This window comes from Pseudomonas pseudonitroreducens (genome assembly GCF_021603645.1).
Lineage (GTDB): Bacteria > Pseudomonadota > Gammaproteobacteria > Pseudomonadales > Pseudomonadaceae > Pseudomonas > Pseudomonas pseudonitroreducens.
The window spans coordinates 83147-96961 of record NZ_BQHJ01000008.1; the positions used below are offsets into that span (position 1 = coordinate 83147).

At 64.5% G+C, this 13815-nt stretch carries 14 protein-coding genes; 9 read left to right on the forward strand and 5 right to left on the reverse strand.

The features are described from left to right. Positions 1-45 precede the first annotated feature (45 nt). The 5 genes from L6D89_RS19875 to L6D89_RS19895 are packed head-to-tail and all read left to right on the forward strand — an operon-like array spanning position 46 to position 3485. A complete protein-coding gene (locus L6D89_RS19875; protein ID WP_373873601.1) occupies positions 46-1191 on the forward strand; it encodes an amine dehydrogenase large subunit in 1146 nt (381 codons plus the stop codon). A gap of 35 nt (positions 1192-1226) precedes the next feature. Further along, a complete protein-coding gene (locus tag L6D89_RS19880) occupies positions 1227-1766 on the forward strand; it encodes a MauE/DoxX family redox-associated membrane protein (protein ID WP_236174023.1) in 540 nt (179 codons plus the stop codon). Between the two features lie 4 nt (positions 1767-1770). Then, positions 1771-2403, forward strand: a complete 633-nt coding sequence (gene mauD, locus L6D89_RS19885) for a methylamine dehydrogenase accessory protein MauD (protein WP_054910258.1) — start codon at positions 1771-1773, stop codon at positions 2401-2403. 17 nt (positions 2404-2420) lie between these two features. Next, positions 2421-2942, forward strand: a complete 522-nt coding sequence (locus L6D89_RS19890) for a methylamine dehydrogenase light chain (protein WP_017518360.1) — start codon at positions 2421-2423, stop codon at positions 2940-2942. Between the two features lie 15 nt (positions 2943-2957). Further along, complete coding sequence (locus tag L6D89_RS19895) at positions 2958-3485, forward strand: c-type cytochrome (RefSeq protein WP_024762476.1); 528 nt, start codon at positions 2958-2960, stop codon at positions 3483-3485. A gap of 195 nt (positions 3486-3680) precedes the next feature. Here the strand turns inward: L6D89_RS19895 and L6D89_RS19900 are convergent, their stop codons facing one another. Together L6D89_RS19900 and gntR are read right to left on the reverse strand one after the other, a co-directional pair. Beyond that, on the reverse strand, positions 3681-4058 hold the full coding sequence (locus L6D89_RS19900) for a hypothetical protein (RefSeq protein WP_236200895.1): 378 nt from the start codon (positions 4056-4058) through the stop codon (positions 3681-3683). Positions 4059-4126: 68 nt separating this feature from the next. Then, the gene (gene gntR, locus L6D89_RS19905) at positions 4127-5170 is read right to left on the reverse strand and encodes an HTH-type transcriptional regulator GntR (RefSeq protein WP_236200896.1); all 1044 of its coding nucleotides are present in this window, start codon (positions 5168-5170) and stop codon (positions 4127-4129) included. Positions 5171-5389: 219 nt separating this feature from the next. Between gntR and L6D89_RS19910 the strand changes: the two genes are divergently transcribed. From L6D89_RS19910 to L6D89_RS19925, 4 genes are all read left to right on the forward strand, one after another. Next, positions 5390-5917, forward strand: a complete 528-nt coding sequence (locus L6D89_RS19910) for a gluconokinase (RefSeq protein WP_236200897.1) — start codon at positions 5390-5392, stop codon at positions 5915-5917. Positions 5918-6019: 102 nt separating this feature from the next. After that, positions 6020-7372: a GntP family permease gene (locus tag L6D89_RS19915; RefSeq protein ID WP_024762473.1), complete on the forward strand. Its 1353-nt coding sequence runs from the start codon at positions 6020-6022 to the stop codon at positions 7370-7372. Positions 7373-7847: 475 nt separating this feature from the next. Then, positions 7848-9473, forward strand: coding sequence for an NADP-dependent glyceraldehyde-3-phosphate dehydrogenase (locus L6D89_RS19920; protein ID WP_236200898.1), 1626 nt, complete (start codon positions 7848-7850; stop codon positions 9471-9473). A 409-nt stretch (positions 9474-9882) separates the two neighbouring features. Continuing rightward, positions 9883-11154, forward strand: a complete 1272-nt coding sequence (locus tag L6D89_RS19925; protein ID WP_236200899.1) for a RidA family protein — start codon at positions 9883-9885, stop codon at positions 11152-11154. A gap of 166 nt (positions 11155-11320) precedes the next feature. On the opposite strand, the gene L6D89_RS19930 is transcribed toward L6D89_RS19925, so the two are convergent. From L6D89_RS19930 to L6D89_RS19940, 3 genes are all read right to left on the reverse strand, one after another. After that, complete coding sequence (locus L6D89_RS19930) at positions 11321-11794, reverse strand: BRO-N domain-containing protein (RefSeq protein WP_236200900.1); 474 nt, start codon at positions 11792-11794, stop codon at positions 11321-11323. Between the two features lie 403 nt (positions 11795-12197). Then, on the reverse strand, positions 12198-12836 hold the full coding sequence (locus L6D89_RS19935; RefSeq protein WP_236200901.1) for an SDR family oxidoreductase: 639 nt from the start codon (positions 12834-12836) through the stop codon (positions 12198-12200). Positions 12837-12866: 30 nt separating this feature from the next. Continuing rightward, entirely contained in the window at positions 12867-13796 is a 930-nt protein-coding gene (locus tag L6D89_RS19940) for an alpha/beta hydrolase (RefSeq protein WP_236200902.1), read from the reverse strand. Positions 13797-13815: the final 19 nt, after the last annotated feature.

The following is a 13815-nucleotide window of genomic DNA, read 5'->3' on the forward strand; positions in this document are numbered from 1 at the left end:
ATAACAACAGATTGCCCGCCAACAAGAAAAAGGGAGTACCCGCCAATGAGCGTCGCCAGGTTCCTCGCTCCATCGGTCCTCGCGCTGAGCACGTGCCTCGCGATGGGCGCAGCCCAGGCCGAGCTGCCGACCGAGAGCATCGGTGAGACCGTCTTGCCGTTCCCGCCCTCGCCGCACCGCGCCTACATCGTCGACGTGGAGTTCGAGAACTTCATCGCCGGCCGCGTCACCGTGGTCGACCCCGAGCAGAAGAAGATGCTCGGCATGGTCAGCACCGGCTTCGTCGCTCCGTCCACCCTGAGCCACGACGAGAAGACCCTGTACTCCGCCGACACCTTCTACTCCCGCGGCACCCGCGGCGTGCGCACCGATGTGCTGACCGCCTGGGACACCTCGAACCTGCGTCCGAAGTGGGAAGTGGAAATCCCGGCCAAGCGCGCCTCGATCCTGACCCAGAAGTACGCCCTGGGCACCAGCTCCGACGACCGCTTCGTCTACATCTACAACTTCACTCCGTCCACCTCGGTCACCGTGGTCGACACGCAGGAGAAAAAGGTCGCCAGCGAAATCGCCATCAGCGGCTGCGTGCTCAACTACCCGGTGGGCAAGCGCGCCTTCGCCTCGCTGTGCGGTGACGGCCAGCTGCAGATCACCAGGATCGGCGACGACGGCAAGGAAACCGGCCGCAGCCAGACGCCGTTCTTCGACCCGAACAAGGAAAAGCTCAACGAACGCGGCCTGGCCGTGGGCGAGACCTACTTCTTCGTGACCACCGACGGCATGGTCAAGCCGGTCGACGTTTCCGGCGACAAGCCGAAGATGCTGCCGAGCTGGTCGCTGACCACCGATGAAGAACGCAAGAAAGGCTGGGGCACCGGCGGCTGGCAGCTGATGGCCGTGGCACCCAAGCTGAACCGCATGTACGTGCTGATGCATGAAGAGCACAGCGCCGGCAAATGGGAAGACCCGAGCCCGTTCATCTGGGTCTACGACCTGAAGACGCAGAAGAAGATCGGCACCCTGGAAGCGCCCAAGCCGGTGTGGAGCCTGCACGCCACCACCGACGACAAGCCGCTGCTGCTGGGCACCGACATCGAAGGCGGCCTGCAGATCTTCGACCTGAAGACCGGCAAGTACAACGGCGCCATGGACAAGATCGCCAAGACGCCGATCCTGGTCCTGAGCCACTAAGCCTTTTTAGCAAGTCATCCCCGAGAGGTACGGATATGTTTTCCGATCCGATCCTGATCATCGCCAGTGCCGTGGCCGTTGCGGTGCTGCTCGCCAGCGCCGCCAGCCACAAGCTGCGCGCGCCGATGCGCTTCGCCCGCCAGGTCGAAGACTACGGCCTGCTGCCGGCCGCGCTGGTCGGCCCGGCGGCCCGCGCGCTGCCGGTGGTCGAGGGCGTCATCGCCTTCGCCCTGCTGGTGCCGGCGAGCCGTCATGTGGCGGCCCTGGCCGCTACGGCGCTGATCCTGTTCTACGCCGGCGCCATCGGCATCAACCTCTGGCGCGGCCGCCGCGACATCGACTGCGGCTGCTCCGGCCCCGGCCAGATGCAACCGCTGCGCCCGGTGCTGCTGCTGCGCAACGCGATCATCGCCGCGCTCGCCCTGCTCGCCGCCAGCGCTCCGCAAGCTCGCGAACTGGGCGTGTTCGACGCCTTCGTGATCCTCGCGGCCAGCGCCGTCACCCTGCTCCTGTACGCCGCGGCCGACAGCCTGCTGGCGAACCATCCCCGTCTGCTCAAACTCATCGGAAGGTGAACAAATGGAAGGCCTGATCGTTTCCAACATTCTTCTCTGGGTGCTGCTCATCGCCCTCGCCTTCACCGTGATGGCGCTGGTGCGCCAGATCGGCGTCCTGCATGGCCGCATCGCACCGGCCGGCGCGCTGATGGTCGACAAGGGCGTGGCCGTCAACGAGCCCGCGCCGAAAGTCACCGCCGCCGACCGCCACGGTCGCCCGGTCAACTTCGGCTATGAAGGCGAGCGCGGCCAGCTGCTGTTCTTCCTCTCGCCGACCTGCCCGATCTGCAAATCGCTGCTGCCAGCGATCAAATCCATCGCCAAGGACAAGGCCGGCGAACTGGAAGTGATCTACGTCAGCGACGGCGACATGGCCGCCCAGCAGGCGCTGATCGCCGAGCACGGCCTGGAAAAAGCCGCCTACGTGGTCGGCCCGGAAGTCGGCATGACCTACCAGATCGGCAAGCTGCCCTACGCCGCGCTGATCGACAGCAAGGGCGTGCTGCGCGCCAAGGGCCTGGTGAACTCCCGCGAGCACCTGGACAGCCTGTTCGAGGTCGAGCACCTGGGCAGCGCCACCCTGCAGCAGTACATGAATGGCCACAGCCACAACGGCGTGCACACCCACGACGCCAGCCACGGCCACAGCCACTGATCACGGAGAGAACAAGAATGAAATTCCTCGACAACCTGTTCGAGCGCTCCTCCCGCCAGGTGGCCAACGTCACCTCGCGGCGCAAGCTGCTGGGCCGCTTCGGCTCGCTGCTGGTAGCCGGCGCGGCGCTGCCGATCATCCTGCCGATCGACCGCACCTCCAAGGCCCTCGCCGCCGAGGCGCCGAAGGCTGGCGATCCGGGTGATCCGAACAGCTGCGACTACTGGCGCTATTGCTCCATCGACGGCTTCCTCTGCTCCTGCTGCGGCGGCACCACCACCTCCTGCCCGCCCGGTACCGATGCATCCCAGGTGACCTGGATCGGCACCTGCCGCAACCCGGCAGACGGCAAGGACTACATCATTTCCTATAACGACTGCTGCGGTAAGCACAGCTGCTCCCAGTGCGCCTGTACCCGCAACGAGAGCGAGGAACCGCTGTACCGTCCGTTCAACAACAACGACGTCAACTGGTGCCTGGGCGCGGAATCGCGCATCTACAACTGCACCGTCACCATCATCCGCGGCGTCGCGGTCTGAGTCCGGAGAAGTCCCATGCGTAGTCTCGTTGTCGGCGCCCTGCTCTGCAGCCTGGTCGCTCCGCTGGCCCAGGCCCGCGCGATCCCCGATCCGCACCAGCGCCCGGCGCCCGGCAACGAGGCGGTGCAGAAGCCGATCTCCCAGCTCAGCTACACCCCGGCCACCAACTACCAGTTGCAGTGCGCCGGCTGCCATCTCACCGAAGGCAGCGGCAGCAAGGCCAACGACACGCCGCGCCTGCACGGCTTCGTCGGCAACTTCCTGAAGGTGGACGGTGGCCGGCAATTCCTCGTGCGCGTGCCGGGCATGTCGCAGTCTGCGTTGAACGACGCGCAACTGGCCGACCTGCTCAACTGGCTGCTGCGCAAGGACGGCATGGCTGGCGACAGCATGCCCGCCGAGTTCAAGCCGTACACCGCCGAAGAGGTCAAGGCCACGCGCTACCAGGCCCTGATGAACCTGCCCGGCACCCGCGCCGGGTTGATCCAGGAAATGCGCAAGCAGGGCATCACCATCACCGATGGAATGAGCGATGCGTATTGAGTGATTGCTCCGGCGGCTTGCCCGCCGACTTGTTTTGCCTCCGCATTCAGCCCGCCGCTCCAGCGGGCTTTTTTATGCGCGAGATATCTGCGGGAACCTGCTTATTGTAGGAGCGAGCTTGCTCGCGAACCGCTGGACGCCTGTGCCGCCGGGGAGTCTGTTCGCGAGCAAGCTCGCTCCTACAAAGAACCTGCGCTATGCCTTGCGGCGGCCAACCACATATCTGATTGCCCCGTATGCCAGAAGGAACAGGGCGCAAAGCGGGTAATACAGCACCCAGGCCAGCCCCGTCTCCCGAGGGGAAACGAAGCCGTGGATGTAGCAAGTAAATGCAATGAGGACGACGTTCAGACCAATCAGGATCTGAACCAGCGTGTTCCTGCGCAATACCGATACCGCGGCGAGGACCGCCATCAGAAGGTGCGGAGCGGCCATGAAAAAGTAGTTTCCAATGAACCACTGGTCCACATAGCCCTGGTTCACGTTGTTCTGCAGGCCAATGCCCACGAAGTGAACCACTGCGGGCAGCAGAACTAGAAGTACCACCTTCGCCAGAGAGTTACCCGCCTCCATTATCTTTCCTTGATATACGGACGTGATCTTGCGCCGATTCTACCCAATAGCCAGGGTGAATCTCTGGTTCAACTACTCTCCCGCACCATCAACTCGAAGCCCAGGTCCATCACCGGCTCGCTCACTGGCTTGTCGTTGATCAGGTCGAGCAGGCGTTCCGCTGCGTGGGTGCCGATGGCCTTGCGCGGGGTGCGGATGCTGGACAGGCGCGGCACCATGAATTCCGAGCTGGGCAGGTCGTTGAAGCCCAGCACCGCCACCTGTTCGGGGATGCGGATGCCGTGGCGCATGGCTTCCAGCAAGGCGCCGTGAGCCAGGTCATCGTTGCCGAAGAAGATGCCCTCCACCTGCGGCTGGCTGGCCAGCAACTGGCGGAACAACTCCCCGCCCAGGCCCACCGAAGACGGGCGCGGCGTGAGGATTTCCAGCGCAGGGTCGTAGCAGCCGGCCTGCTGCAACGCGCGGCGGTAACCTTCGCCGCGCAGGAGGGTGCGCTGGTCCAGTTGCGCGCCGATGTAGGCCAGGCGTTTGCGACCGCTCTTGAGCAGGTGCTGCGCCGCCGCCTCCCCCGCACGAATCTGCGAAAAGCCCACGCAGTGCAGCCCGGCGCCAGGGTCGAGGTCCATCATGTAGACGCTCGGCACGCCGCTCGCCTCGATCATCCGCCGTGCGCTCTCGGTGCGGTCGAAGCCGGTCAGCAACAGGCCGCGCGGTTGATAGGCAAGGTAGTTGCGCAGCAGGTTCTCTTCTTCGTCACGGGAATAGTGGTAGTTGCCGATCAGCACTTCGAGCCCGCGCGGGTGCATCACCGCGTGAATGGCTTCGAGGGTTTCGATGAACAACTGGTTCGCCAGCGACGGCACCAGCACCACGATGTTGTGGCTCTGCTTGGAGGCCAGCGCGCGAGCGGCCGGGTTGGCCACGTAGCCCAGTTCGCTGGCCGCCTGTCGGACCTTTTCCGCCAGCTCCTCGGCCACCGTGCTCACCCCACGCAGGGCCCGCGAAGCGGTAATCGGGCTTACTCCGGCGCGGCGCGCCACTTCATCCAGTGTCGGTCGGCCGGTGGTTCGGGAGCTTTTGTCGTTCTTCTTGTCGTTCTTCTTGACGGTCATCGGGCGTATTGCCAAACAAAAATCGAGGCACTAAGGTAGCGCTGTCTCGCGACCAGGGCAATTGCCTGAGGCCGGCTCAACCGGTCCCTTGCCCGCCGACAGATCACCCCTGTCGAGAGCGCCGAGACAGACCGACTAGAATGACAAGAATACGGAGGCAGCCCGATGCTTTTCGTTACGCCCAACAAAGATAGCGCTGTCTCAGCAATGAGGCTCTCCATGACCCCCTCCATCGATGCCGTCCTCATCATGGGCGTCTCCGGATGCGGCAAATCCAGCGTCGGCGAGGCGCTCTGCCTGCGCAACGGCGCGTTCGCCATCGAAGGCGATTCCTTCCACCCCGCTGCCAACATCGAGAAGATGAGCGCCGGCATCCCGCTCACCGACGAGGACCGCGCCGGTTGGCTCGACACCCTCGCCGCCGAGCTGCAGAAGGCTATCGCTGCCGGCCAGCGCCCGGTGCTGACCTGCTCCGCGCTCAAGCTGATCTACCGCGAACGCCTGCGCCGCGCGGTGCCCGGCCTGGGCGTGGTGTTCCTGGAGCTGACCCGTGACGCCGCCGCCGAGCGCGTCGCCACGCGTCCCGGGCACTTCATGCCGGCCAGCCTGATCGACAGCCAGTTCGCCGCCCTCGAACCGCCGCTGAGCGAACCGCTGACCCTGCACCTGGATGCCACCCGCCCGGTCGACGACCTGGCCGAAGCCGCGCACCTGTGGTGGCGACAGCATTCCAGCGACCGACCTTGATAGCGCCTGCCCGCCAAAGATAGCGCTATCTCAATTCACCAAACTCTCTGCATCAAAGAGAAGAGCCGCTCCGGCACACAACGACAACAACAGGAGAGCCCCATGCTCGGCATGTCCCACGAGACTTATCTGCTGCTGGATGCGGTGGTCACCATCATCGGCCTGATCCTGCTGATCACCCGCTTCAAGATCCATCCCTTCGTCGCCCTGATCATCGCTGCCGGCTTCCTCGGCCTGACCTCCGGCATGCCCGTGGCGACCATCGTCAAATCCTTCCAGGACGGCTTCGGCGGCGTGCTCGGCTTCGTCGGCATCATCCTCGCGTTGGGCACCATGCTCGGCAAGATGATGGCCGAATCCGGCGGCGCCGATCAGATCGCCCGCACGCTGATCCAGGCCTTCGGCAAGCAGCGCGTGCACTGGGCGATGATGTTCGCCGCCTTCCTGGTGGGCATCCCGCTGTTCTTCGAGATCGGCTTCATCCTGCTGGTGCCGCTAGTGTTCATCGTCGCCCGGCGCAGCGGCGTGTCGCTGATCAAGATCGGCATCCCGCTGCTCGCCGGCCTCTCCGCGGTGCATGGCCTGGTGCCGCCGCACCCGGGCCCGCTGCTGGCCATCGGCGTGTTCGGCGCCGATATCGGCAAGACCATCTTCTATGGCCTGCTGGTCGCCCTGCCTACCGCCGCCATCGCCGGCCCGATCTTCGGCGCGTGGATTTCGAAGATGATCCCCGGCCAGCCCAATGAAGAACTGGTCGCACAGATTGCCCACGAGCCGGACACCAGCAACCTGCCCAGCTTCGGCGTCACCCTGTTCACCGTGCTGCTGCCGGTGTTCCTGATGCTGCTGAAAACCTTCGCCGACGTGATGCTCGCCGACGGCCACGTGGTGCGTGCCTGGCTGGACATGATCGGCCACCCGATCACCGCCCTGCTGCTGGCCCTGCTGCTGTCGCTCTACACCTTCGGCCATGCCCGCGGCTTCGACTCGAAGAAGATCCTCAAGCTGCTCGACCAGAGCCTCGCGCCCACCGCCGCCATCGTCATGATCATCGGTGCCGGCGGCGGCTTCAAACAGATGCTGGTGGCCAGCGGCGTAGGCGACGTGATCGGCCACATGGCAGTGCACGCGCAGATTTCGCCGATCCTCCTGGCCTGGCTGGTCGCCGCGGTAATCCGCATCGCCACCGGCTCCGCCACCGTCGCCACCATCACCGGCGCAGGCATCGTGGTGCCGGTGATCGACCTGATCCCCGGCGTCAACCGCGAACTGCTGGTACTGGCCACCGGCGCCGGCTCGCTGATCCTGTCCCACGTCAACGACGCCGGCTTCTGGCTGGTGAAGCAGTACTTCAACATGAGCGTGATGGAGACCTTCAAGACCTGGACCGCCATGGAAACCATCCTCTCGGTGGTCGGCCTGGGCTTCATCCTGCTGCTGTCGTTGTTTGTCTGAGGCATTGATCGATGGGTATCGCTGCGCTCCACCCATCCTACGCACGAGGCCCACTCGGGCACCCGTAGGATGGCGTGGAGCGCAGCGATACCCATCAACCCCCACGCCAAAACACCCAGCGAGCCCCGAATCGCCCGCCAACCGGATTCCTGCAACGAGGTATCGCCCGTGACTTCCTCCGCAACTCCGAAAGCCCCCGCCCAACCCACCTGGCCCCGCGATTTCGACATCCGCGCCCGCTACGCCGAGCAGCAGGAACTCCTGCAGCCCCCGCAACCGGCTAAACACCCGTAGGGCGCATAACGCGGCACGCGTTATCCGCCAATCCCCTGCGCCGAGCCCGAAGGCGGATAACCGCGAGCGGCTATTCGCCCTACACAGGCGCCGCCTGTACTCTCGGAGCTGAATCGATTTACTAATCCGTAGCTACGCTCTAAAACAGACCAGTCGCCCACCTTTCCCCGAGGGATGAGTCATGCCCGCTACCCACAAGCTCGACCATCTGTTCCCCCGCCTCACGGACATCCCCGACACCTGGCGCCCCGACGCGCCCGTCGAGCAACGCGAATACCTGGTCAACGGCGAGATGCGCCGCTGGGACGGTCCGCTCGCCCCGGTGCGCAGCCCGGTGTTCCTCGCCACCGACCAGGGTGACGAACAGGTCATCCTCGGCAGTACGCCGCTGCTCGACGCCGACGCCGCCCTCGCCGCGCTGGATGCCGCCGTGGCCGCCTACGACAACGGCCAGGGCGAATGGCCCAACCTGCGCGTGGCCGAGCGCATCGCCCATGTCGAGCGCTTCCTCGCCCGCATGCGCGAGCAGCGCAGCGCCGTGATCAAGTTGCTGATGTGGGAGATCGGCAAGAACCTCAAGGATTCGGAAAAGGAATTCGACCGCACCTGCGACTACATCGTCGACACCATCGAGGCGCTCAAGGCGCTGGACCGCCGTTCCAGCCGCTTCGAACTGGAACAGGGCACCCTCGGGCAGATTCGCCGCGTACCGCTGGGCGTGGCGTTGTGCATGGGCCCGTACAACTACCCGCTGAACGAGACCTTCACCACCCTGATCCCGGCGCTGATCATGGGCAACACCGTGGTCTTCAAGCCCGCCAAGTTCGGCGTTCTGCTGATCCGCCCGCTACTCGAAGCCTTCCGCGACAGCTTCCCGCCGGGGGTGATCAACGTTATCTACGGGCGCGGCCGCGAGACCGTCAGCGCGCTGATGGCCAGCGGCAAGGTCGACGTCTTCGCCTTCATCGGCACCCACTCCGGCGCCGCCGACCTGAAGAAACTGCATCCACGCCCGCACCGCCTGCGCGCCGCACTGGGGCTGGATGCGAAGAACCCCGGCATCGTCCTGCCCAGTGTCGACCTCGACAACGCCGTCAGCGAAGCCATCACCGGCGCCCTCTCCTTCAACGGCCAGCGCTGCACCGCACTGAAGATCCTCTTCGTCCACGAAGACGTGCTGGACAGCTTCCTCGACAAGTTCAGCGCCAAGCTCGCCGAACTCAAGCCCGGCATGCCCTGGGAGCCCGGCGTGGCACTGACGCCGCTGCCCGAACCAGGCAAGGTCGATTACCTCAAGGGTTTGCTGGAAGACGCCCTGGCCAAGGGCGCCAAGGTCATCAACCAAGGCGGCGGCGAGAGCCGCGAAAGCTTCTTCTACCCCGCCCTGCTCAGCCCGGTGCGTGCCGACATGCGCCTGTACAACGAGGAACAGTTCGGCCCGCTGGTGCCCGTGGTGCCCTACCGCGACCTGAAGCAAGTGATCGACTACGTCCTGCAGTCCGACTATGGCCAGCAACTCAGCCTGTTCGGCAACGACCCGGCGCAGGTCGGCCCGCTGGTGGATGCCTTCGTCAACCAGGTCGGCCGTATCAACATCAACGCCCAGTGCCAGCGCGGCCCGGACAGCTACCCCTTCAACGGCCGCAAGAACTCCGCCGAAGGCACCCTCTCCGTCCACGACGCCCTGCGCACCTTCTCCATCCGCACGCTGGTGGCCACGCGCTTCACCGACGCCAACAAGGAACTGATCAGCCAGATCATCCGCGACCGCGACTCGAGCTTCCTGACCACCGACTACATCTTCTGAGTTGAGCGCCAAGAGTCCGTCACCCTGAACCTGGCTCCGCGCCCTGCTCGTGCAGGATGAAAACGCATCGTCAGCCGGCACAGCCTCCCCCTCTCCCCATGGGAGAGGGCTGGGGTGAGGGAAAAGCTCTGACACCGGGCTTCCACGGAAGTACTCACTCCTGCCCATCGCACCCCGCGTGCAAACAATCCCGACTAACGTCCATCGCCAATTGAAACAACCCGGTAAGAAGACCCCACTACGCTTGCCTTAAGTCAAAGGGGTCCACCCTGGAGACTCGATAGTCTGCGCGCCTCTCGACGAGTTCGATGTCCGTCGTCTGAATCAACAGTGGCAACGACCGATAACGAACCAGACTGAGCCTTTGCCACGAAACCCACGGATTCCCAGCAAACCAGGGAGCACCCTCATGAGTGGCTACAACGCAGTACTGGCGAGAAATACCGACAAGGCCCCCCAGGGCACCGGCCCTTATTCGCAAACCGTCGCTTTCTCCCACTACAACAACCTGTCGGCACAACTGCCCATCGACCCGGCCAGCGGCAAACTGGTCGCCGGCGGCGTCAAGGAGCAGGCCGAGCAGTGCTACAGGAACCTCAAGGCCGTGGTGGAAAGCATCGGCCACACGCTCGATGACAGCGTGCGCATCTCGGTCTTCCTGACCAACATCGCCGACGCCGAAACCGTCGGTAAAGTCCACGCAGGCTTCTTCCCCAACTACCTCCCGACCCTCACCACCGTCGGCGTGGCAGCGCTGCCGCTGGGCGCCCAGGTGCAGATCGAGGCCCTCATCACCTGCGGCGAGGGCACCATCCCCAACGCACCGCAGGCTGGCGACCTGATCAAGGTCGAGGGCAGCACCGAGAGCGCGCCGCTGAGCCCGCTGTCCACCCAGTCGGTCGCCTTCTCCCACTACAACAACCTCTCCGCGCAACTGCCCATCGACCCGCGCACCGGCAAACTGGTCGCCGGCGGCGTCAAGGAACAGACCGCGCAGTGTCTGCGCAACATCAAGAACATCCTCGAAGGCATCGACGTGCCCTTCGACGACATCGTGCGCATCACCGTCTTCGTCAAGAACCTCGCCGACATGGAAGCGGTGAACCAGGTCTACACCACCTTCTTCCCCGACTCCGCCATCGCCCGCGCCGTCGGCTACTTCCCGGCGCGCACCGTGGTAGCGGCGAAAGCCCTGCCGCTGGATGCCCTGGTGCAGATCGAAGCCGTGGTCTCCCATGGCGACGGCACTCCGCCGCAAGCGGTGGAAGACCGCCACGGCATCGTCATCAAGGCGCACAACACCGACGCCGCACCGCGCTGCCCCTACTCCACCCAGACCGTCGCCTTCTCCCACTACAACCACATCTCCGCCCAGCTGCCGCTGGATGTGAAGACCGGTGAGCTGGTGGCCGGTGGCGTGAAGGAACAGGCCGCGCAGTGCTTCAGGCACCTCAAGGCCATCGTCGAAAGCATCGACCATGCGCTGGCCGACGTAGTGAAGGTCAACCTCTTCCTCACCAACCTCGACGACATCGCGGCGGTGGACGAGGTGTACGCGACCTTCTTCCCGGGTGGCACTCCCGCGCGCCGTACCGTCGGCGTCTCGGCCCTGCCCAAGGGCGCGGCGATCCAGATCGACGCCGTGGTCGCCAACGCCGAAGGCACCCCGCCGGCTGCGTGACGGCTAGCTGGGACATGCCCACCGGCTAACGCCAAGGCTTGCCCTGACGCTGAACGGTCCCCTCTCCCGCTTGCGGGAGAGGGTTAGGGTGAGGGGCTCTTGCTCTTGTAGGAGCGTGCCATGCCCGCGAACAGCGCCGACAGGCGCTTTCCAACATCCCCGCTCCCTACTCCCTCCGCCACCATCTCCCGCGCCTTTCCCCGCGCATCAACCGCGGCACCTCCCCCATCGGCACCCACAACTCCCCCTGCCAATCCAGCACCGCCAACGGGCGCCCCTCACCCTTCGCCTGCATCCGAGTTGGCAGCCCCGCAGCCACGCTGCCCTGATCTCTAAGAGTCGGCAGCACATGGCCGGTTAGCCACATGCGTAGCTCCCGATGCTCCGGATCGCGAAACCGCTGCAGCACATGGAAGGCACCAAAGTCATTCACCAGCCACACGACCTCCTCGCCGCCGCCCGTCACCAGACGCGCTTCGCGAAACAGATCCTCATCCAGACGAAGAACATAAGACTCGACCCGCTCGCGGATCAGATAGCCCAGCTCGCGGGCGACCAACCAGGGCTGGTTGTCGATCAATACGCCGCGCAGGGAGCGGTTGTAGCGGTGGAAAACGGTGGGAACGTAGATGTCGTCCATGGAGTTGAGACCTTTGTGGTTAATCCAGAAAGGCCACTCCCCCGTCGCCAAACGGTAGGGGTGGCAGAACCGCGCAAGGTTGGCGAACCGGAACCACAGGACCGGCAGACCCGAAGGTCTCCCTGCGCGGCCTGCCATAGCAAGACACTACGAACGTAGGAATACGTCGCAGCGCTGTAGGCGCGGTCGCGCTGTGGATTTCGGGTCGCCAAACCCGTACCCCTGTCGCTTTCACAGGGGCGACGGGAGGTTATGGGGAAGGCTGGAAGAGGTCAAGCCAGGCCATCCATCCGGCATGTTGCTAAGAGGCAGCTACCGACCCAAATCGGACGTTCAGGTAGGACGCCATCCGGGCTCCATGTCGTCCCCACCACTTGGCTGGCGGGAACGCTCCCGTCAGGGACTACATGAAGTAGGGCTTGTCGCCATCGCTCCCGGGTTTATTCACGCCCAGATTCGCGCCAATATGCAGGCCGGGGTTTCGGATCAGATGAATGATCAGGTCACCCACGCTCCTGCGCGACACCACCGTGCCCTTGAATGGCTCACCCTTGCCGGTGGTTTCGTAGTCCACTTCGTCCTCGTCGGTCAGCCACGCTGGGCGCAGGATGGTGAAATCCAGCCCTGAGGCTTCGATGGCATCGGCGGCGCGCCGGTAGTACTTGAGCGGCTCGCCGATGACTTCGTGATTCCACTGGCCAAACTTGCCGGGGATTTCGTCGTAGATGCCCAGTGAAAGGACAAAGATCAGGCGCTTGACCTTACTGGTCTGCATGGCATCGATCACGCTGCGTGCCTGCTCTTCCAGATCGTCGCCGCTGAGGTTCGCGTAGACGATGTCCTGGCCATCCATGACCTCGCGCAGCAGTTCCTGATCCAGAACGTTGCCGATAACCACTCGAGCATTATCAGGCTCCGCTCCGGAAAGCTTCCTGGGGTCGCGCAGCAGTAAGGTCTGCTGCACTCCGCTCAGTTGCCCAAGCCCTCGTACGACCCACGAGGCGATCTGCCCAGTAGCGCCGAGGATGAGTACATTTTTCATGAGGCGCTCCGTGTCTGCGATTTGTGCGGGCTACAGGTATTCCTTGAAGAAGGGCGCGACCTGAGCCATGGCCAGGGCCACCGGCTCCGGCTTGTCGTAGAGGTCGTAGTGCGACCAGCCTTCGGCGACGAAAATCTGCTTGGCTGCGGACGCCGCCCGGCCATAAATCTCCCAGCCGTCGCGGTAGGCGCCAAAGGCGCCGGGCTTGTCGCCGATCACCACCAGCAGCGGTTGGGTCAGCAGCGTTTCGGCATGGGCGAATGCATCCCAGGCCATCGCTGCACTGTTGAAGGAGAACAGGCCACTGGTGGCACCATTGGGTTGCTGGCCGCGTGCGGATTTGTAGTACTCGGTGGCCTCCAGCACGTCGATGTCGGTCAGGCCGGCCTGTTTCCCGGCTTCCACCGACTCCGGGAGGTAGTCGATCACATGGCGTGCCGCACCCTGGGCTTCTGCGGTGCGCTGGGCCGCCATCGCTTTCAGGGCGCCGAGGGGATCGAACTGGCTGAAACCCTCGCGGATCAGCCGTCCGAAGTTGACGCCGGTAATCGAGACGAGAGCTTTGATGCGGTGGTCAGTGATCGCTGCGTTGATGGTGTAGGCACCGCCACCGCAGATGCCGATGGCGCCGATGCGTTGCGCATCCACGTAGGGCTGGGCGACCAGGAAATCGATAGCCAAGCGGATGTCGGAAACGCGGATGGCCGGGTCTTCGATGAAGCGCGGTTCGCCACCGCTGGCGCCCTGGAAGCTGGCGTCGAAGGCGAGTACGACGAAGCCCTGTTCGGCCAGTTGCTGGCCGTAGATGTTGCCTGATGTCTGCTCCTTGCAGCTGCCAATGGGATGGGTGCTGACAATCGCGGGGTATTTCCTGCTCTCATCGAAACCCGGCGGCAGGTACAGGTCGGCGGCCGAGTCCCAGCCCAGGTTGCGGTAGGTGACTTGCTTGATGGAGGTCATGCTGCGTGCTCCGAACAAG

Coding starts and splice junctions, on each gene's coding strand:
- L6D89_RS19875 (WP_373873601.1), top strand. CDS start 46: ATGAGCGTCGCCAGGTTCCTCGCTCCATCGGTCCTCGCGCTGAGCACG.
- L6D89_RS19880 (WP_236174023.1), top strand. CDS start 1,227: ATGTTTTCCGATCCGATCCTGATCATCGCCAGTGCCGTGGCCGTTGCG.
- mauD (WP_054910258.1), top strand. CDS start 1,771: ATGGAAGGCCTGATCGTTTCCAACATTCTTCTCTGGGTGCTGCTCATC.
- L6D89_RS19890 (WP_017518360.1), top strand. CDS start 2,421: ATGAAATTCCTCGACAACCTGTTCGAGCGCTCCTCCCGCCAGGTGGCC.
- L6D89_RS19895 (WP_024762476.1), top strand. CDS start 2,958: ATGCGTAGTCTCGTTGTCGGCGCCCTGCTCTGCAGCCTGGTCGCTCCG.
- L6D89_RS19900 (WP_236200895.1), bottom strand. CDS start 4,058: ATGGAGGCGGGTAACTCTCTGGCGAAGGTGGTACTTCTAGTTCTGCTG.
- gntR (WP_236200896.1), bottom strand. CDS start 5,170: ATGACCGTCAAGAAGAACGACAAGAAGAACGACAAAAGCTCCCGAACC.
- L6D89_RS19910 (WP_236200897.1), top strand. CDS start 5,390: ATGACCCCCTCCATCGATGCCGTCCTCATCATGGGCGTCTCCGGATGC.
- L6D89_RS19915 (WP_024762473.1), top strand. CDS start 6,020: ATGCTCGGCATGTCCCACGAGACTTATCTGCTGCTGGATGCGGTGGTC.
- L6D89_RS19920 (WP_236200898.1), top strand. CDS start 7,848: ATGCCCGCTACCCACAAGCTCGACCATCTGTTCCCCCGCCTCACGGAC.
- L6D89_RS19925 (WP_236200899.1), top strand. CDS start 9,883: ATGAGTGGCTACAACGCAGTACTGGCGAGAAATACCGACAAGGCCCCC.
- L6D89_RS19930 (WP_236200900.1), bottom strand. CDS start 11,794: ATGGACGACATCTACGTTCCCACCGTTTTCCACCGCTACAACCGCTCC.
- L6D89_RS19935 (WP_236200901.1), bottom strand. CDS start 12,836: ATGAAAAATGTACTCATCCTCGGCGCTACTGGGCAGATCGCCTCGTGG.
- L6D89_RS19940 (WP_236200902.1), bottom strand. CDS start 13,796: ATGACCTCCATCAAGCAAGTCACCTACCGCAACCTGGGCTGGGACTCG.